At 50.4% G+C, this 18,524-nt stretch carries 14 protein-coding genes; 10 read left to right on the forward strand and 4 right to left on the reverse strand.

The genetic code is table 11. The features are described from left to right. Positions 1-10: 10 nt before the first annotated feature. From H8L47_RS12240 to H8L47_RS12260, 5 genes are all read left to right on the forward strand, one after another. Positions 11-1,246, forward strand: coding sequence for an ABC transporter permease (locus tag H8L47_RS12240; protein WP_186953879.1), 1,236 nt, complete (start codon positions 11-13; stop codon positions 1,244-1,246). Beyond that, positions 1,246-2,448, forward strand: a complete 1,203-nt coding sequence (locus H8L47_RS12245) for an ABC transporter permease (RefSeq protein ID WP_186953880.1) — start codon at positions 1,246-1,248, stop codon at positions 2,446-2,448. Before H8L47_RS12240 ends, H8L47_RS12245 begins: the two co-directional genes overlap by 1 nt. Positions 2,449-2,555: 107 nt before the next feature. Continuing rightward, complete coding sequence (locus tag H8L47_RS12250; RefSeq protein WP_186953881.1) at positions 2,556-3,959, forward strand: sigma-54-dependent transcriptional regulator; 1,404 nt, start codon at positions 2,556-2,558, stop codon at positions 3,957-3,959. Then, positions 3,956-5,314 (forward strand): sensor histidine kinase, encoded by a 1,359-nt coding sequence (locus H8L47_RS12255; protein WP_186953882.1) that lies wholly within the window; start codon positions 3,956-3,958, stop codon positions 5,312-5,314. Before H8L47_RS12250 ends, H8L47_RS12255 begins: the two co-directional genes overlap by 4 nt. 93 nt (positions 5,315-5,407) lie before the next feature. Continuing rightward, on the forward strand, positions 5,408-5,917 hold the full coding sequence (locus H8L47_RS12260) for a DUF1993 domain-containing protein (protein WP_186953883.1): 510 nt from the start codon (positions 5,408-5,410) through the stop codon (positions 5,915-5,917). 104 nt (positions 5,918-6,021) lie between these two features. Here H8L47_RS12260 and H8L47_RS12265 read toward each other — a convergent pair whose 3' ends face one another. From H8L47_RS12265 to H8L47_RS12275, 3 genes are read right to left on the reverse strand one after another with little or no spacing between them, the layout of a single operon-like run. Beyond that, on the reverse strand, positions 6,022-7,746 hold the full coding sequence (locus H8L47_RS12265; RefSeq protein ID WP_186953884.1) for an MFS transporter: 1,725 nt from the start codon (positions 7,744-7,746) through the stop codon (positions 6,022-6,024). Between the two features lie 15 nt (positions 7,747-7,761). Continuing rightward, a complete protein-coding gene (locus H8L47_RS12270) occupies positions 7,762-8,853 on the reverse strand; it encodes a M24 family metallopeptidase (RefSeq protein WP_186953885.1) in 1,092 nt (363 codons plus the stop codon). Continuing rightward, positions 8,850-9,902 carry a proline racemase family protein gene (locus H8L47_RS12275; protein ID WP_222616512.1) on the reverse strand — a complete coding sequence of 351 codons (1,053 nt, stop codon included), beginning with the start codon at positions 9,900-9,902 and terminating at the stop codon, positions 8,850-8,852. Before H8L47_RS12275 ends, H8L47_RS12270 begins: the two co-directional genes overlap by 4 nt. A 506-nt stretch (positions 9,903-10,408) precedes the next feature. Here H8L47_RS12275 and H8L47_RS12280 point away from each other — a divergent pair. Beyond that, positions 10,409-13,219, forward strand: coding sequence for a TonB-dependent receptor (locus H8L47_RS12280; protein WP_186953887.1), 2,811 nt, complete (start codon positions 10,409-10,411; stop codon positions 13,217-13,219). A gap of 48 nt (positions 13,220-13,267) precedes the next feature. Here H8L47_RS12280 and H8L47_RS12285 read toward each other — a convergent pair whose 3' ends face one another. Then, complete coding sequence (locus tag H8L47_RS12285) at positions 13,268-13,771, reverse strand: helix-turn-helix domain-containing protein (RefSeq protein WP_186953888.1); 504 nt, start codon at positions 13,769-13,771, stop codon at positions 13,268-13,270. A 419-nt stretch (positions 13,772-14,190) separates the two neighbouring features. Here H8L47_RS12285 and tagH point away from each other — a divergent pair, with 419 nt between their 5' ends. From tagH to H8L47_RS12305, 4 genes are all read left to right on the forward strand, one after another. Then, a complete protein-coding gene (gene tagH / locus H8L47_RS12290; protein ID WP_186953889.1) occupies positions 14,191-15,399 on the forward strand; it encodes a type VI secretion system-associated FHA domain protein TagH in 1,209 nt (402 codons plus the stop codon). A gap of 31 nt (positions 15,400-15,430) precedes the next feature. Next, positions 15,431-16,183, forward strand: a complete 753-nt coding sequence (locus H8L47_RS12295; RefSeq protein ID WP_186953890.1) for a PP2C family protein-serine/threonine phosphatase — start codon at positions 15,431-15,433, stop codon at positions 16,181-16,183. Between the two features lie 93 nt (positions 16,184-16,276). Continuing rightward, positions 16,277-17,980, forward strand: coding sequence for a serine/threonine protein kinase (locus H8L47_RS12300; protein ID WP_186953891.1), 1,704 nt, complete (start codon positions 16,277-16,279; stop codon positions 17,978-17,980). 12 nt (positions 17,981-17,992) lie between these two features. Further along, positions 17,993-18,490 carry a TssQ family T6SS-associated lipoprotein gene (locus H8L47_RS12305; RefSeq protein ID WP_186953892.1) on the forward strand — a complete coding sequence of 166 codons (498 nt, stop codon included), beginning with the start codon at positions 17,993-17,995 and terminating at the stop codon, positions 18,488-18,490. Positions 18,491-18,524: the final 34 nt, after the last annotated feature.

Genomic DNA, 18,524 nt, shown 5'->3' on the forward strand with positions numbered 1-18,524 from the left:
GAGCTATGCCATGTTAAAAAATTACTTCCAGATTGCCTGCAAGGTATATATGCGGCGCAAACTCTTCACCGCAATCAACCTGCTGTGCATTGTGCTGACCATGGTGGTATTGCTGACGGTGACGGCTATCTTGCAAACGACTTTCTATCCTACGGGTGTGGAAGGCAAGAGTGAGCGGTTCTTGCAAATTACTACTATCACACAGGCCAGTAACAACAACACGAGCAGAAGTCCATTAGGCTATAAGACGATTGATCAATATTTGCGCAAAATGAAGACTGTGGAAAAGGTAGCTGCAGTGACTGGGCCGGAGTCTGTTTCCGTCTATCAAAAAGAAAGTGTTAATGAAATCATGATGCGTCGCGCTGATGCAGAGTATTGGCAGATACTGGATTTCAAGCTCTTGTCCGGGCGCGTGCCTTCTGAAGATGACGTCAGGCAAGGTCGTTTTGTGGCAGTTGTCAATGAAAACACGGCGAAAAAATTATTTGGAACCGAATCCGCCGTAGGTAAGAAAATCAACACTGGTGGCCAGCAGTTTGAAATCATTGGCGTAGTCGAAGACGTCATCCATCTCAACGCTTATGCTGATATGTGGGTACCTGTAACAACTTTCCCTTCTTCACAATATCGTGAACAATATACGGGGGACTTCACAGCCTTGTTAATGGGTAAGAGCGCTGCAGACTTGCCTCTGATTAAAGATGAGCTCCTACAGATCGTCAAACAAGTAAATGCCGATGAACCCAACCATTGGGATCATACCTATATGTGGGCGGACGGCAAACTGGATTTCTTTGCAAGAGGCATACTGAATAACGATGAAGTTGCCGGTTCAGGCGCTGCCCAGCTACTGGCAGGAATCGTTTTTGCCATGTTGCTCTTTATGCTTTTACCTGCCCTGAATCTGATCAATCTGAATTCTGGCCGCATCATGGAAAGGGCAGCAGAGATTGGTGTACGCAAAGCCTTTGGTGCCAGCAATAGCGAACTGGTCAAGCAATTCGTCATGGAAAATATCTTGCTCTGCCTGTTTGGTGGCGCACTGGGATTGATATTCACCAAATTGACTTTGATCTGGCTCAGCAATATAAATCTGGTGCCGTACATGAAAGTGGATCTGAGCTTCGCGGTGTTTGCCTATAGCTTTGTAATGGCCATCGTGTTTGGTGTTTTGTCTGGCGTCATCCCTGCATGGAAAATGTCACGCCTTGACCCCGTGCTTGCACTGAAAGGAGCTGCATAATGTTTTTCCATATACTCAAACCTATCTGGAAGCGCAAGTTCAAGAATTTGTTGTTGAGCCTGGAAATTCTTTTGGCGTTTTGTGTCGTTTTCGGGTTGGCACTGATGAGTGCCCGTTATTTTCAGTTGTACCATTTACCCACGGGATTTGAATATCAGGATGTGTGGTCAATCAGGATGTTGAGTACAGGTCCGTTAGATGCAAAAAACGATTCCATTGTGACAGAAAATTTCCAGCGCAGTCTGGCAGCCTTGCCAGAGGTGGAGCAAGTTGGTTTTATTAATTATTCTCCTTATAGCAATTCCACCTGGCGCTCGGATTTGTATTTGCCTGACAGTCAATTCAGATATTCGGTCAACATGGCGGAAATGGCAGACGAAACCCCTGCGCTCTTGAAAATGAAGTTGCTGGATGGACGCTGGTTCTCAGCTGAAGATGAAGGCAGACCGGAGAGGGCCATCATGATTAATAAAAAACTGGCAGACAGCATGTTCCCTGGCAAGAGTGCAGTGGGGCAATTGGTCACTGATACTGAGCCAGACTCGAAAAAAGTCAAATTATTGCGCATCACAGGCGTTGTTGAGGATTTCCGTAATAAAGGCGAATTCATGGCGCCGACAAATTTTTCCATCATGCGTTTTTCCAAAACAACCGGGGCTAAGCGCATGGAAGTTGTCCTGATCAAAGTCAAACCGGGTACATCGCGGGCCTTTGAAGAAAAACTGAATCAGCAATTGAAACTCATACGCAGTGACTGGGGTTACAGAATTTCACCCTTGGTCGACATGCGCAAATCCAAAATGACCGAAGACACCATTCCTCTGATGATACTGGCTGTCATTGCCGTCTTCTTGCTTATCATGGTCGGTTTTGGTTTGTTTGGTGTGCTCTGGCAAAATACCACGCAACGTATTCCTGAGATAGGTTTGCGCCGTGCCGTTGGTGCCAGCAGCGGACATATCTATCAGCAAATCGTCAGCGAGCAATTATTGTTGAGTTCCATTGCCATGCTGGCAGGGATGGTAATCCTGATACAACTGCCACTGACCGGAGTTTTGGGAGATGCCATCAACTGGACAGTCTTCATTACCGCTACCGTAATCTCTATGGCGGTGATATATGTTATCTCTACGCTTTGCTCGCTCTACCCAGCCTGGCGCGCTAGCCGCCTGAGCCCGACGGAAGCTTTGCATTACGAATAAAATTATTCTTGATCACAGACCAAAACGTTTAAGATAGGTAGACGCAATCACACTCAAGGGTGTGAAGGCTGCATTCCTGTTTTCACCCATATGCAATAGATAAGGCCATGCCAGTAGCATTAACAAACCAACGTATCCTGATCATAGATGATGACAGCTCAGTGCTGGTGTCGCTGGCCTTGCTGTTGAAGCAAGCTGGTTATGCCAGCGTCAGTTGTGATGACCCGCAACAGGCCATGCAAGTACTGGCAACGCAGGAAATACACCTGGTTTTACAGGACATGAATTTTTCTTTGCAGACCACGGGTGAAGAAGGCCTGGCTTTATTGGCCGATATCAAACGCCTTTATCCAGCCTTGCCAGTGTTGCTGATGACGGCCTGGGGCTCGATTGCCCTGGCCGTGCGCGGCGTCAAACTGGGGGCAGCAGATTTTTTTACCAAACCCTGGAATAACACATCTTTGCTGGAGCTGATACGCGCTACGCTGGATATGGCGCAAGTCGCCATGCCTGCAAATACAAACCGTCAGGCGCTGGACCAGCAGTTCAATTTCAGTGACATTATCGGCGAACATTCAGAATTGCTAAAGGTATTGGCGACCATAGGCCGGGTCGCCAGAACCAATGCCTCGGTACTGATTTTGGGTGAGAGTGGCACAGGCAAGGAATTGATCGCCGATGCCATTCATCGCAACAGCCCGCGCGCCAGCAAGCCCATCGTCAAGGTAAATATGGGAGCGGTGACGACAAGCTTGTTTGAAAGTGAAATGTTTGGTCATGTCCGCGGTGCATTTACCGACGCCAAGAGTGATCGTAAAGGGCATTTTGCCATGGCCAGCCAGGGTAGTTTATTCCTGGATGAAATCGGTGAATTGAACCGCAATGACCAGGTGAAATTACTGCGGGTATTGCAAAACCAAAGCTATCAGGCGGTGGGTGCCAGCAAGACTGAGCATGCCGATGTACGCATCATCTCGGCCACCAACTGCGAACTGGCAGAACTGGTCGCCAGCAATGAATTTCGCGAAGACCTGTATTACCGTCTGAACCTGATCACCATACGTCTGCCGCCTTTGCGTGAACGCCGTTGTGATATTCCCTTGCTGGCAAACCGCCTGGTGGCTGCACTGGTGAATAGCTACGGCATGGAGCCAGTCAGTCTTGCCCCTTCTGCATTGCAATGGCTGGGCAGCAGGACCTGGCCCGGCAATATACGCCAGCTCAAACAATGTCTGGAACGCACTCTGCTCCTGGTGGGCAAGCCTGTACTGGAGCAAAACGATTTCCTGTTTGCCGAGCAGCACGAAGAAGCGCAAGGGCAGGGTATGAGCATCGCTGGCATGACGCTCGACCAGGTAGAAAAGTTGATGATAGAAAAAGCCATGGAGCAATATCAGGGCAATATCACCCGCGTGGCCAAGGCTTTGGGCCTCAGTAGATTTTCCCTGTATCGCAGGCTGGAAAAACATCAGATTAACATCAATGAACTGGATGATGGGGAGCAGCGATGAGCCTGAAGCGGCGCTTGCTGGTTTATCTGTTCCTTATCCACGGTATCTTTCTGGTGCTGGCTTTCAGTTTTTATCTTAGCCAGCCCTTGCTTATCGTCTGTCTTGAACTGGGCCTGGCTTGCAGCCTGGCCCTGGGGATCTACCTGGTTAACAAAGTCTTGCAACCACTGGATTTCGCCCAGCAATTTCATGACCTCTTGCAAGATGAAAATTATGCCAGCCGCATCAAGCCAGACAGCAACCAGGAAATCAATGAATTGGTGCTCTTGTTCAACCGCATGCTGGAAGCCCTGTATAAGGAAAGACTGGAATTGGGTGAGCAGCGCGGTTTTCTGGATCGCTTGCTGGAGGCGACACCGACTGCAGTCATTGTGTTTGATTTCGATGGCAAGATCAGTTTGCTGAATGCCAGCGCCCAGAATTTGTTGGACGTAACGGAAACTGCAGGATTGAGTTTGCCGCAGTTGATCCAGAAGTATGAAGCCACCAGTAACACTGAATTGCTGCAGCAACTGCAACAGTTATTGCCAGGTGAGAGCGCAGTGTATGGCGACACTGAAGGCAGGCGTTACCGCTGCCAGAGAAATCAATTCACAGACCGTGGCTTCAAACGTGATTTCGTATTGATCGATGAAATCACTGCAGAACTTGCCAGCTCAGAAAAAGCCACTTATGAAAAACTCATACGGGTACTCGCGCATGAAGTAAATAATACCGTCGCCGCCACAGGTTCTGTGCTCGAATCACTGCTGTTCTACAGCGGGCAATTGCAGGCTGAAGACAGCCACGATTTTGTCACCGCCATCGCCGCAGTCAGGAAGCGCAACGGCAACCTGGGTGAATTCATAGAAAGATTCACCCGTGTCGTCAAAATGCCAGAACCTGAATTGAAAGCGCATGACCTGGCTGCCATGCTCGATGGCATCATTTATCTGTATCGCCAGCAATGCAATGAACTGGGTATCAGCTTCAACTGGGTAGTGCGTGAAGACTTGCCCCTGCAAATGCTGGATGCACCTTTGATGGAGCAGGCATTATTAAATATCGTCAAGAATGCTATTGAAGCTGTAGAAACGTCCATCAAACTTGGCCTTCAACAGGCTGGCTATGTCAAACTCGAACTCAGGCGGGATGCAGACACGCGGGCCATACTTTTATCCATCAGGGACTCTGCCAATCTTTTATCAAATGTGCCGCATGGGCAATTGTTCACGCCTTTCTTCACGACCAAGAAAGGTGGTCAGGGCATAGGCCTGATGTTTGTGCGCGAAGTCTTGAACCGGCATGGCTATAGCCATAAACTCATGGCGAATGGTGAGGGGGAGACCAGTTTTGATATCCTTATCGAAGGCTGATTCATAAAACTTCCAGCCTCATACGCAAATTTTCTATACACCCTATAATGCAGCTCCATTCGGCTCTTTCTGCCAACTATTTAGGAGATTTCCATGTCTGTTTCCATGTACGCTGCCTCTGTTCCCGTCTTTAACCAGATGCTTGATAGCCTGAGCGATGTCCTGAAAAAAGCTGAAGCGCATGCGACAGCCAAGAATATCCCGGCGGAAAATTTCTTGCAGGCACGTTTGTTCCCTGACATGCTGGCGCTGACACGCCAGGTTCAGATCGCTGCAGATTTCGCCAAGGGCGTGACCGGCCGCTTGGCCCAGGTGGAATTGCCAGTATATGAAGATACTGAGCAGAGTTTTGCAGATTTGCAGGAACGCATCGCCAAAACCAAGGCTTTCATTGCGACTCTTGATGCATCCAAGTTTGAAGGCAGCGAAACCCGCAACATCGTCCTGCGCCCAGGTACACCGAAAGAACAGACTTTCTCAGGCCAGGCTTATTTGTTGAACTATGGCTTGCCGCAGTTCTTTTTCCATGTAACGACGGCGTATGCATTGTTCCGTCATAACGGTGTGGAAATTGGTAAAAAAGATTTTATGGGCCTGCGTTAATATTTTTTTCTCCGTAGGTTGGGCCGGGCCTCGCTAGGCTACGCTTCATCAGCCCATCCTATGACGACATAGCCAGCATGCGTGATTCACGCATGCTGGTTCTTTTATGCAGCCACAGTAAAACTCTGCACCGTCTTCAGCCTCAAATTAAACACCAGCAGTGCGACAGAAGTAATCACACCTATCCCGCCAAACAAACTCCACATCAGCATGGGCTGGTGCATTTGCCGTGCCAGCACGGTGTACGACCAGCCAGACAAAAGCCCGGCAAACAAATTGCCGAGTGCCATGGAGACGAAGTAATAACCCATGAACATGGCGGTTTTGCGTTTCGGTGCAATGGCCGCTACATATTCCTGGCTCTTGGGTGAGGCGATCATTTCCCCCAGGGCAAATACAAAGACTGCCATACTGACGCTGACACCGCCAAACAGCAAGGCATTCGACAGGCCCGCCATCCACAGGCTGAGGCTCAATACCAGCGTACCTATGACCAGGACGGGTAAGGCTTTCCAGCGTTGCACATAAGTGCTGATGGCAATTTGCAGGACCACGACTACGCCAAAATCCAGATTGACGATGTATTCAGGATTGACCTGCCGGTAAGCCTGGCTCCAGTTGGCGGCTAATTGTGAGGCACTGATTTGACCCGCATGCAATGCCTGCAAGCCAGATTGCAATTGCTCCAGCGGCGGCATGACTTTGTAGTTCACCAGTTCCAGTCGTAATTGTTCCAGCAACTTGGTATCCGCAAATGGCCCCAGCTTGGCGGCCAGGCCAGGCAAGACGGTCGTCAATTGTTCTACATTCACCGAGGCTAAAAAATTGACGGCCGAGGGGCTGAGTTTGCCTATCAACAGGACCAGGTCGGTGGTATCGACAAAGTCACGTATGTACAAGGGTAGAGTGATGAAGAGCTGGTTATAGATAGTCCAGAAGCCTGTCATGATCAGCAGGTAAATGACGAATTGCGCATTCCCTATGCATATGCCTTGCTGGTACCAGTGTTGTTGGCGACCAGATTTGTTTAGCGCACTCCATACCAGGTTGATGCCTAGCCAGCCCGCCATTGTCATGAAATATTGGGAGTAACTGATGCCACCTTTGGCGGCGATCATGATGCCGATGATGGCCGGCACCACCAACAGGGCCAGCCTGCCATTGCCCAATACTTCCTGGGTTTCCAGCAAGACCTGGCGCAAGCCGCGTTGGTCGGCTCCGCCTTCGTGATGGTCACCATCCTTGTACAGGAAAATCGCCGGTATGAAGTTCAATAAGATCCAGAATGAGGACATGATGAAAACCATGTCCCAACTGATGGCGCGCACATAACCGGCCACCAGTGGCCCAAGGAAACCACCTACATTCACCATGGTATAAAACACGCCAAAACCCAGGCCGCGATTGCTGTCATCAGTCGTGCGGCCTATGGTGCCGACTACCACGGGTTTGAAGCAGGCTGCTCCTATGGCCACAGCCAGGAAGGCGGCACAGAAGCTCCAGAAACCATGCACCTGACCCAGCAGGAAGTAAGCCGGGCACATGATGCAAAACGCAATCAGGAACATGCGCCGGTAACCATAGCGGTCTGCCAGTGCACCGGTAATCACCGGTAGCAGATATAGCAGGAAGGGGATCATGCCCTGCAAGAAGCCGCGTTCCTGATCATTCAAACCAAGACCACCTTGCGATACCGGGCTGGTCATATAGAGGGATGACAGGGTAAAGAAGCCATACCAGGCCAGGCGTTCAAAAATTTCCATGGTATTAGCGACATAGAAATTTTTATGGAAGGGGCTGCGGCCCGAAGAAAGTGGAGTAGTGGACATGAGTAAATGAGTTTCTTAAATTTCCAGCTCAAAATTCTTTGGTGCATGGCTGATAAAACTATAGCCATCTGACTGGATGACGACATCGTCTTCTATGCGCACGCCACCATAGCCAGGGATGTAGATACCGGGTTCTATGGTCACTACATAATTGGCTTGCAGAGTGTCCTGGCAAACCGGGCTGATAAAAGGCTGCTCATGCAACTGGATTCCTACACCATGGCCCAGGCCTGTGCTGGTATAGGCAGCAAATTCCGAAGCTTGCAGAATATCGCTGGCAGCGGCACTGGTGACGGTGGCTAACTGGCCTGCATGCAGACTTTGTAATGCGGCCTGTTGCGCGCGTTGCGCAGTGTCGAATATATTTCTTTGTCGTGTACTGGCCTTGCCTGCAACAAAGCTGCGTGTCATGTCCGAACGGTAGCCATTCACAACTGCACCAAAATCGATGACGACGAGATCACCTTCAGCCAGAGTCTTGCCTGAGGGGATGCAATGCGGCAGGGCAGAACGCGGGCCAAAGCCGACTATGCTGGGGAAGGACAGGCCCTCGGCCCCCAGTTTTTGCATACGGTATTCAAGTTCCAGCGCGAAGTCGCGTTCGCTGACGCCTATGCATAGCATTGGCATACAGTCATGCAAGGCCTGGTCGGCAATTGCTGCTGCCTTGCGGATTTGCGCTATCTCCCACTCATCCTTGATCTTGCGCAATTCTTCCACCAGACCTGTACTAGCCGTACATGTAATGCCGTTCAACTCTTGTGCAATTTCTGACCACATCTGCAGATGGATATGTCCGGCTTCAAACAGCAGGCTGGTGATGTGTGTTTCATCCAGCACTTGCCGTATCGCTTGCCCCAGGCTTTGCCGGTCGCGGTTGCGACATATTAACTGGCAACCAAAACACTCTTCTTCCGCCTGTTCGATAAAACGATAGTCGGTCATCAAATAGACTTGGTCCAGTGTGACGATGCCATACGCGGCTTCACCAGAATAGTTGGCTAGATAACGCAGATTGTCGAGTGAGAATATCAGCAGGGCTTGTTGTCCATCCACAGCCATGCGCTGGCGCAGTTTGTTCAGTCTTTGTGTGAATTCTGGCTTCATCGGAATATGAATCCTTGTATCAGTGGATCTTGTGGATCCAGATAAAAAGTGCTGCGTCCTGTGATGTGGGCACTGCCTTCGACGCGGGGAATGATGGCGCTATGGTAGCCATAGCTGTGCGGATGATAGGCAGCCACCTTGAACTGGCTGCCCAATATGCTTTCTATCGTAATGCTTTCACCCAGGCGCAATTGTCCGCGCGCATACAGGATGGCTGCCTGGCCAGAGACCCCGCTGCCAGTGGGGCTGCGGTCCAGCTCGCCATCGGCAAAGATGCAGACATTGCGACTATGTACGCCAGGTGTTAGGGATGGTGCAGAAAAAATGCAGCCATACAGAAAACCGAGTTCAGCATCATTGGGATGGTGTATGGCGATCTGTGCCTGCACTGCTGCCTTGATGTCACATCCCATGCGGATGATTTGGCGGTGATTGTCAGCCGCCAGTGACAAGCCCAGGCTTGGCGCATCGACATAGGCGTAGTAGGCACCGCCATAGGCCAGCGTGACATTCACCTTGCCCAGATTGGGTACCTCGACCTTGACATCCATGGCAGCGACAAATGACGGCACATTGTCAAAATAAGTGCGTGTGACCTTGCCATTGTCCATTTCGGCATAGGCAGTGATTTGCCCGGCAGGCACATCGATCTTGATGGTTGTCATGGGGCCGCTGCTGGCAACCACGCCAGCTTCCAGTGCCACGCGTGTGAGTGCAATGATGGCATGACCGCACATGGTGCTATAGCCCTCGTTGTGCAGGAACAGGGCACCAAAATCACTGTCTTCGCGTTCCGCCGCAACGATGAGGCAGCCATACATATCGGCATGACCACGCGGCTCAAACATCAGGGCGGTGCGCAAATGATCGTAGTGGGTATGGCAGTAAGCACGTTTTTCCAGTATGCGTTTGCCTGGCAAGACAGGAAAGCCACTGGTGATGATGCGCAGAGGTTCGCCACCGGTATGGCAATCCAGGCTGCTGATTTGCAAAACTTCAGGCGATGGTCTCCAGCTGGAAAAAGCCCTGGCTTGTGTTGCACTCGACATGTGCATGCTCCTGCTCTAAAAGCGTCAGCTTAAAGCGCATGAGAAAGCCTGTCTTGACGTTTTGCATGCCCCCTTTTGTGGAAATTGGCACAACAAAAAACTATTTGAAATTGCTTAAAATTTCCGCAAAAGTTTACGTATATTTAAAATATATTCGTGATATATTAAAAAACGGCATAGCGATTTTGTAACAACGCAGTGTAACGATGTCCATGAATTGGCAAGCCACTAGCGCTGATTGATGAAAGCTGGTAGCCACGCAGAAAGCAGGCAGCTAGTGATCTGGTCTTTCTGTCATTTGCATCAAGTGATTCATATGCTGAGCAGAGCAAATACGGAAACAGGCAGTTTTGCGTGTTTTCCTTGTTCAGCAAAAAACAGTCCAGGTTTTTCCGGATAAGTAACAAGCCAATCACAGGCCAGTACCAAGGCAACAATTAATACGCAAGACCCTTAGCAAGCAACAAGAAAATCAAAAAATATTTTTCAAATCCGGAGCAGACAAAATGAAAGAAAAAGTACTATCCCATTCGCTGAGACTGATGTTCGCCAGCGGACTAGGCTTGAGCATGATCGCCGGTAGCACGCAGGCGCAAGATGCTGGCCCAGCCATGCAGCGCGTTGAAGTGACGGGTTCGTCGATCAAACGCATCAATCAGGAAACCGCATTGCCTGTGCAAACCTTGTCGCGCGCCGATATAGAAAAAAGTGGTGCAACCAATGTGGAAAGCCTGATTGCGGCGCTCCCCAGCATGCAGGGCTTCAGCACCGCCAACCAGACGATCAATGGCGGCGGTGGTGGTTTGCAAACTGCTTCCATCCACAATATCGGCGCTGCATATACCCTGGTTTTGTTGAATGGACACCGACTGGCGTCCTATGGTGCGGGCAGTACAGTCAACCTGGCCAGCATTCCCTTGTCTGCAGTTGAGCGGGTAGAGATATTGACTGACGGTGCATCGACCTTGTATGGCTCGGATGCGATTGCCGGTGTCGTCAATTTCATCTTGCGCAAGAACCAGACGGAAGCTGCGGTTGACTTCAGTTACACTCATCCACAGCAATCTGGTGGCAAATCTTATCGTCTTGGTATTTCCAAAGGTTTTGGCGACCTGGAAAAAGATGGCTACAACGTCCTGGTGTCCTATAGCCATGACGAGCAAAGCATGCTGAACTCTTCCCAGCGTTCATTTGCTGATACCGGTGTCAGGAGATTTTCTGAAAATGGTAAAAATTATGCGACCTGGTTTTTGTCAGACAATTCCAGCCCATCCATCGCACAGTTGAATTTCAAGAATGGTGCAGATCCCATCCTGTTTTCACCAAGCTACATGAAAGACAAGACTTGCGGGCCGAACACCTTCCAGGTAGAAAATCGCTGCCGCTATGATTATGCATCGACAGTGCAGTTGATCCCTGAGTCCAAGCGTGACAGCCTGTTTTCATCACTGAACTACAAACTCAATAGCGATACCAATATTTTTGCCGAAGCAGTGTTATCCAAGTTCACGCAAACAGGTCGCTACGCGGCTGCTGCCCAGCCATTGAACCTGGGTCTGGACAGCCCTTTGTTTGCCAAATACGTGACACCTTACCTGGGTGCTCTGGGTGTCAACCCGGCCAACCTCGATTCAGCCAGGATGCGCCTGCGTATTTCTGACGCTGGTGGCCGCAATACTGCTTATACGACAGAGGCACAGCACCTGGTGCTGGGAGCGGACGGCAATGCTTTTGGTTTTGACTATAACCTGTCCTACACCCACTCCATCTCCAAGCGCAAGCGTGATTTTGCTGGTGGCTTCCTGAGCAAGGATAAGTTCTATGCCATCGTTGACAGTGGCAAGTACGATCCATTTGCGCCTGCAGGATCTTCTGAAGCGATACTGGCACCTGCAGTCTTGCGTGAAAACTGGTCCAGCTCCAAGAGTACATTGGATGTATTGAGTCTGCGCGGATCGCGTGAATTGTTTGTCATAGGCAGTGGTAAATCGCAATTGGGCCTGGGGGTGGATTTCAGCAAGCAGGGCTATGACTACACCGCGACACCGATAGGCATGGGCACGAATGCCCTGCAACCAAACTACACCGATGCGCCTTTGGGCGATTCTCCAGGTGACTTGCCGATTGCTGCCAGCCGTAAAAACTGGGGTACGTTTGCTGAGCTATTGCTGCCATTCAGCAAGCAATTCGATGTGACAGCTGCCCTGCGTTATGATGATTACAGCGCCGTCACCAATACCGCGAATTTCAACGAGCAAGGCAAGCCCATTGCATCTGCGACTCAGGGTAACAAGGCTGACAAGCTGACTTACAAGCTGTCTGCTGCTTACCGTGCTTTTGACAATGTCTTGTTGCGTGCGTCATATGGCACGGGTTTCAAGATGGCTAGCATGAGCGATATCACTTCACCACTGATACATAGTGGTAACACGGGTGGTACTTATCCTTGCCCGGTCAAGTCACCAGATCCACGCGCAGTAAATTGTATGGGTTCGACTCAGTATGACGTGCTGACAGGTGGTAATCGCCTGACTGGTGAAAATGGCTTGAAGCCTGAAGAGTCGAAACAATCCACTATCGGCATGCGCGTAGAACCTAGCTCCAACTTGTCTCTGGGTCTGGACTTGTGGGATGTAAAAATGGAAAACCAGATCGCGCAACTGCCGGAAGCCATCGTTTTTGGTCACCCTGAGCGTTATCCCAATCTGTTCTCGACTTTTTATGAACCAGGCCAAGGAGGCAATATCCTGGTGGGCACACTGCCTTCGTACAATATCGCCAGTGCCCATTATCGCGGCATAGACTGGGATCATAGCTTCAAGACCGCGACACCCTTGGGCAAGCTGGGTTTGAACTGGACTGGTACTTATATGCTGATGTCAGATCTGGAAATTCCAGGCAGCCCGACGGTGCGCAGTGTCGGTCGCTATGACGAAAACAATGCAGTGGCTTTTCGTGTCATCAGCAAACTGGTGGCAACGCTGAAAACTTCGGATGTATTCACGCACGCCCTTACCATGAATTATCGTTCTGGTTATCACGATGCCAGGGCTTCTGTGCGTGAAGTCAATGCCGATGGTAGTTTTGGTGATTTTGTCACCGTCAAGCGCGAAGTATCGCCTTACACCACATTTGACTGGCAAACCCGTGCGCAACTGCGCAAGAATCTGGCATTCACTTTCGGGGTTCGCAATCTGTTCAATGTTAGCCCCCCTTTGTCTTTGAAAGAAGGCAATGGTGACCAGGTTGGTTATGATGGCCGTTATACCGATGCACTGGGCAGGACGATTTACGTTACAGGTTCTTACAGCTTCTGATGCCAGATGACCTTACCCGTTCATAAAAACGGGTAAGGTTTGGCAAACTTAGTGCAAGCTGAAATAGGCGTAAGCCAGTGCTGCAGCAATACACAGGCTGATAAAAATGCCCAGCGGGAACGCCTGGTTTTCTGCCGGGTTGCCTGGTCGCCTGGACGAGCCTGACTGGTTGGCTTGCCGTTTTGATTTATCAGTATCGATCACGATCAATGCCAGAATGGGGTCAGGATCGAGTTTTACCAACTTCGCATATGCGCGTGTGAAGCCTTTGACTATCGCTGCCTCCGGCAGGGCGGGATAGTCGTCTTTTTCCAGTGCAATGATTTGCCGTGGTGCCAGTTTGAGCTGGGCGGCCACTTGCTCCACCGTCCAGCCCAGCGCAAGGCGCCCTGCCGCCAGTTTGGCACCGGGTGAAGCCGCCAGTCTTTTGGCTTCCGCCTCCAGTAAATCGGCGGCGATAGGCTGGCCCAGGCGGGATTCAATCAATTCCTGATAATGAAATGTGCCCGTAACTTCTGACGGAGCTGGCTCATTGTGCTCAGACTTGCTCATTACCATTGCCTCATATATAACAAATATCCAGACTAAATGCCGTTACAAAAACAGCGGCGAACTAAAACGCAGCGACTTGATTACGCAGAATGCCATGCAAGCACGCTCTGCGATACTAAATTTCGATGACTTAATTGATATCAAATGTCGTACTTTGTCCCAATGTATGCTGCAAACTGAAAAACTTGGTCTGGCTCAGTCGCCGATTTCATGATAATCGGGTAAGCTTCGAGTACGTGTTGACATGGCAAGTTATCAACTTGGGGCTGGACGCAAAATGGCGGAGCTTTTTTGCGTTAGCCTTTTGTTGTTTCGATAGAAATTTCAACATAAAAAAGCACTGTCGTAAGATTATCTCACACTGCCTGTTCAGGATACTTATTTTACAGGCGATACAAAATGGTTTTGGAGTGCCACTAATGATTAAAATTGCCGTTGTTTCTTATAATAACCAAGCACCAGACACACCTGTTTTTGCGGTATTTGGACCAGAGCCAGCGACGATAGGGCGTAATGTAGAGAATTTTCTGGCCTTGCCAGACCCTAAACACTTTGTTTCGCGTACCCAGGCTCATGTATGGAGCACTGGTGGACAGCACTTTATCAATAATCTCAGCCTGGCTAATCCAGTCAGCATCAATGGCAAGGAAATCAAGGCCGAGACAGCATTTGAAATTCATTCGGGTGACGAGATACAGATAGGATTGTACTTATTGCGCGCAGACGCGGTGCAGGCAGTAGTTGCCAATGATGCAGCACAGGCACCTGTAGTGTTTGAGGCTGCACCAGAGAGCAATGAAGTCGAAGTCATTGAAGAAAACAAGCGCCAGCATCAGGCAGTTGTGCCGGTTGGAAAAGAAGATGCGGCAGTACAACCGCCGCAATTCCTGCTGCGTCCTGAAGTCGCCAATCCACCAGTTGAAGCAGTGACTGAGGAGATTAGCAAACCAGTAGCCCAGACTGAAGCTACTGCCGCAGTCGATGCGTATGCTAATGCAGCCAAGGTGGCCGATGCTGGCAAAGCTGCCGGCAACGCCAATGAACTCATGCAAGCCTTTTTGCAAGGCGCAGGCCTGCAACAATTAAACCTGGCATCAGGCCTGACCGTGGAATTGATGGAAACACTGGGCAAGTTCATGGCTGCCTCTGTGCAGGGAGCCATGGAAGAGCTGTCACAACGAGCCTTGCTCAAGCGCGAAGTGAAAGCAGAAGTAACCATGGTTGTGCTGAGGGAAAACAATCCTTTAAAATTTTTCCCGGATAGTAAAACCGTCCTGACCCAGATGTTGCGCAAGAAGATGCCAGGCTTCATGGCACCGGCCGAGGCGATGGAAGATGCTTTTTTTGACATACGGACTCATCAGATGGGCGTGGCAGCAGGCAGCAAGGCGATCACCGATTCCATCTTGAAAAATTTGCAGCCTGCACATGTCGAAGCGCAACTGGGTGCACCGGGCTTGCTTGACCAGATTAACCCGGCACGACGTAAGGCGGCCATGTGGGACCAGTTCAATGAAATATTTGACACTATTTCGTCTGGTAAGAAAGATGAGTTCCAAGCCTTGTTTGGTAAAGAGTTTTTACTTGCCTATGAGAAAGAAGTTGAAAAAGCAGAACTGAACCGCTAGTCTTGTGCAAAATCTCATACTATCCCCAGTCATGCTTCTGGACACTGCGCAATTCACCGCCATAGGCGGTAGAAAGAACAATGAAGATGCGCTTGCCTGGGCCGATGAAGATGGCCTGGCCTGTTATGTGCTGGCTGATGGCACGGGTGGACATGCAGGTGGCGAGATGGCTGCCAAGGTGGCCATTGATGCTGTCGTGGAGAAATTTGTTCAGGAAGCCTCGTTCAGTGCCAGGGCTTTGCGCTCTTATCTGGACTGGGCCATCCTGAAGGTGGCGCAAAGCAAACGCGATCATCTCAGTCAGCGGCATATGAGTACCACCATTGCCACCTTGTTGATAGACAAGAGCAATCGTTGTGCCTTGTGGGCGCATATGGGGGATACCAGGATCTACCATTTTCGCAAGGGCAGGATCAAGATGGTATCGAAAGACCATAGCCAGGCCCAACGTCTGGTGGATGCCGGTATTGCGGACTACACGCGCATACGCCAGCACCCACAGCGCAATATGCTGTTTGCTGCAATTGGTGCTGAAGGTGACAGTAGCCCGGAAGTAACTTCAGATACGATGGATTTGCGTGATGGTGATGCTTTTCTCATGTGTACCGATGGTTTTTGGGAATGGGTATATGAGCATGAAATGGAATTTTGTCTGGCAACAACCGGCAGTAGTGAGGCCTGGTTGAGTAAAATGAATGCTATTGCAGAAAAAAATATTAGTACGTCAAAAGCAATTAACAGGGATAATTTCTCGGCTTTTGCTATTTGTCTGCACGACAAATAAGTAAATGGCTGAATTAATGCGTGAATCAGGAGCCCGGGACGTGAATATCATGCCGCTGCTGATTCAACCAAGAAACTACAATCCGAGTAAGCCTTGAACACAGAAAAAATACTCGCCACTGAAGCATCAACTGCAAAAAACGCAGGTACCGAGAATTGTCTCGCTATCGGCACGCGGCTAAATGACTTTGAAATCACCGGGATTTTGGGTGAGGGTGGCTTTGGTATCGTGTATCTGGCCTTCGATCATTCGTTGCAGCGCACGGTCGCCATCAAGGAATACATGCCTGGTGCCCTGGCGGGGCGTTCTGCCGATACCAGTGTGACCGTCAGGTCAGAGCGACACAAAGCCACTTTTGAAGCCGGCCTGAAGAGCTTTATCAATGAAGCACGCCTGTTGGCACAATTCGATCATCCTTCGCTGGTCAAAGTGTATCGTTTCTGGGAAGAAAACAAGACGGCATACATGGTCATGCGTCATTACGATGGCCACACACTCAAGCAAATCGTCAATAAACGCCCCAAACTGGTGACTGAAGCCTGGCTGAGATTTATCTTCAAGCAAATCCTTGAAGCGCTGGATACTCTGTACCGTTCAAAAATCCTGCACAGGGATATTTCACCTGACAATATCATCGTGCAAAAGAATGGCGTGGCCGTTTTGCTGGATTTTGGCTCTGCCCGCCAGATTATTGGCGACATGACGCAAGGCATGACAGTCATCCTCAAGCCCGGTTACGCGCCTATAGAGCAATATGCCGATGACGTGGAAATGCCCCAGGGTTCGTGGACGGATATCTATGCCCTGGCAGCCGTCATGTATTTTGCCATCATGAAATCTCCGCCTCCGATATCGGTAGGCCGGGTGGTGAAAGACACCATGCTGCCTTTGCAAGATGGCGAACATGCAGGTTTCAGTGCCAAGTTCCTCAAAGGCATAGACCTGGCGCTGGCAATCCAGCCGCAAGACCGCCCGCAAAGCATGGAAGAATTCCGCCAGCTTCTGGGCATCAGTTCCTTTGCCTCAGTACGCAAGTCACGCAAGGGCAGGGAAGAGCACACCGCCGGCATACAGGCGGACGGCCCGGATATCCTGAGTACCGTACCTGGCAAAGATGCAAATCCGGTAAAAACCCACAGGCCAGAACCGAAGGCGAAGCATGATCAGGACGCTGGGCTGGTGGCCAAGCTGCGTGCTCGTCCCTTGCCTTTTGTTATCGCTGGCGCTGCACTGGTGCTGCTGGCAGGCTACTTTGCCACGCGCCCAGGTACGAATAAATCTGACGACGCCGCTCTGGCGTTGGCGCAGCAGTCATTACCTGCTCCTGCCACGGCAGCAGTGGCGGTTCCAGTTGTAAAAGCAGAGGCTGCAACAGCCAGCAACGCTACTGCTGTGGCAGCCAGCGCGGCTGAGGCGAGTGGCAAGTCTGATCCTGAGCAACTGGCCTGGGACAGACTAAAGGAAGATAATACCGTCACCCCTGAGGCGCTGAATGCATTTTTACAGCAATATCCTCAGGGTAAGTTTGTTGACGCAGCGCAAGCGCGCCTGAAGGAAGTCAAGGCAGCCAAGGCTGCCGCCACCAAGCTTAACCTCAAGCTGTCAATCAAGCCCTGGGGTACAGTTTTTGTTGATGGCGTACAGCAAGGTGCCAGCCCACCTTTGAAAAATATCAGTTTGACTGCGGGCAAGCATAAGATCAGGGTCACCAATCCTGGTTTTCCCGATTTCATTACCGAAATCGATGCTGGAAAAAGCAATGCGGCAACCATAGAACATGAATTTACGAATAAATAAAGCTGAAGAAAAATGAAGAAATTAACCCAAGCGCTGTATGTGACGGGTCTGGTGATGGCATGTACCATCTTGCAGGGGTGTGAAACTGCACCCAAGCAGGCACCAGCACCCAAGCCTGTGGTGAAGCCGAAAGAAACACCGCCACCACCACCACCTCCTCCGACAGAACCAAGCAATCCTGCGCTCAGCCCGGAAATGCTGGCCCTGAAAGACGGTACCGCCTTGTATGACGGTGGCGACTACAATGGCGCCATCAAAAAGCTCAATGCTGCCACTGAAATCTGGAACGGGCATAACAAGGATGTGCAACTGGGTGCCCTGAAGATACTGGCTTTCAGCTATTGTGTGACATCCCGTACGCAATTATGTCGCCAGCAATTTGACAAGGCCTTGAAGCTGGACCCGGCGTTTAACTTGTCTGCTGCTGAAATTGGTCACCCTGTCTGGGGGCCAGTGTTCTTGAAATCCAAGAATGCGGTGAAAGCGCCTGCCCCAGTCAAGAAAAAGTAAGCACCAGGCTAATCAGGACGCAATTAATACCGGC

The sequence above is a fragment of the Undibacterium umbellatum genome, assembly GCF_014284125.1.
GTDB classification, from domain to species: Bacteria; Pseudomonadota; Gammaproteobacteria; order Burkholderiales; family Burkholderiaceae_D; genus Undibacterium; species Undibacterium umbellatum.

Excerpts from the sequence above, each read along its gene's own strand:
- H8L47_RS12240 (WP_186953879.1), top strand. The coding sequence starts at position 11 with ATGTTAAAAAATTACTTCCAGATTGCCTGCAAGGTATATATGCGGCGC.
- H8L47_RS12245 (WP_186953880.1), top strand. The coding sequence starts at position 1,246 with ATGTTTTTCCATATACTCAAACCTATCTGGAAGCGCAAGTTCAAGAAT.
- H8L47_RS12250 (WP_186953881.1), top strand. The coding sequence starts at position 2,556 with ATGCCAGTAGCATTAACAAACCAACGTATCCTGATCATAGATGATGAC.
- H8L47_RS12255 (WP_186953882.1), top strand. The coding sequence starts at position 3,956 with ATGAGCCTGAAGCGGCGCTTGCTGGTTTATCTGTTCCTTATCCACGGT.
- H8L47_RS12260 (WP_186953883.1), top strand. The coding sequence starts at position 5,408 with ATGTCTGTTTCCATGTACGCTGCCTCTGTTCCCGTCTTTAACCAGATG.
- H8L47_RS12265 (WP_186953884.1), bottom strand. The coding sequence starts at position 7,746 with ATGTCCACTACTCCACTTTCTTCGGGCCGCAGCCCCTTCCATAAAAAT.
- H8L47_RS12270 (WP_186953885.1), bottom strand. The coding sequence starts at position 8,853 with ATGAAGCCAGAATTCACACAAAGACTGAACAAACTGCGCCAGCGCATG.
- H8L47_RS12275 (WP_222616512.1), bottom strand. The coding sequence starts at position 9,902 with ATGTCGAGTGCAACACAAGCCAGGGCTTTTTCCAGCTGGAGACCATCG.
- H8L47_RS12280 (WP_186953887.1), top strand. The coding sequence starts at position 10,409 with ATGAAAGAAAAAGTACTATCCCATTCGCTGAGACTGATGTTCGCCAGC.
- H8L47_RS12285 (WP_186953888.1), bottom strand. The coding sequence starts at position 13,771 with ATGAGCAAGTCTGAGCACAATGAGCCAGCTCCGTCAGAAGTTACGGGC.
- tagH (WP_186953889.1), top strand. The coding sequence starts at position 14,191 with ATGATTAAAATTGCCGTTGTTTCTTATAATAACCAAGCACCAGACACA.
- H8L47_RS12295 (WP_186953890.1), top strand. The coding sequence starts at position 15,431 with ATGCTTCTGGACACTGCGCAATTCACCGCCATAGGCGGTAGAAAGAAC.
- H8L47_RS12305 (WP_186953892.1), top strand. The coding sequence starts at position 17,993 with ATGAAGAAATTAACCCAAGCGCTGTATGTGACGGGTCTGGTGATGGCA.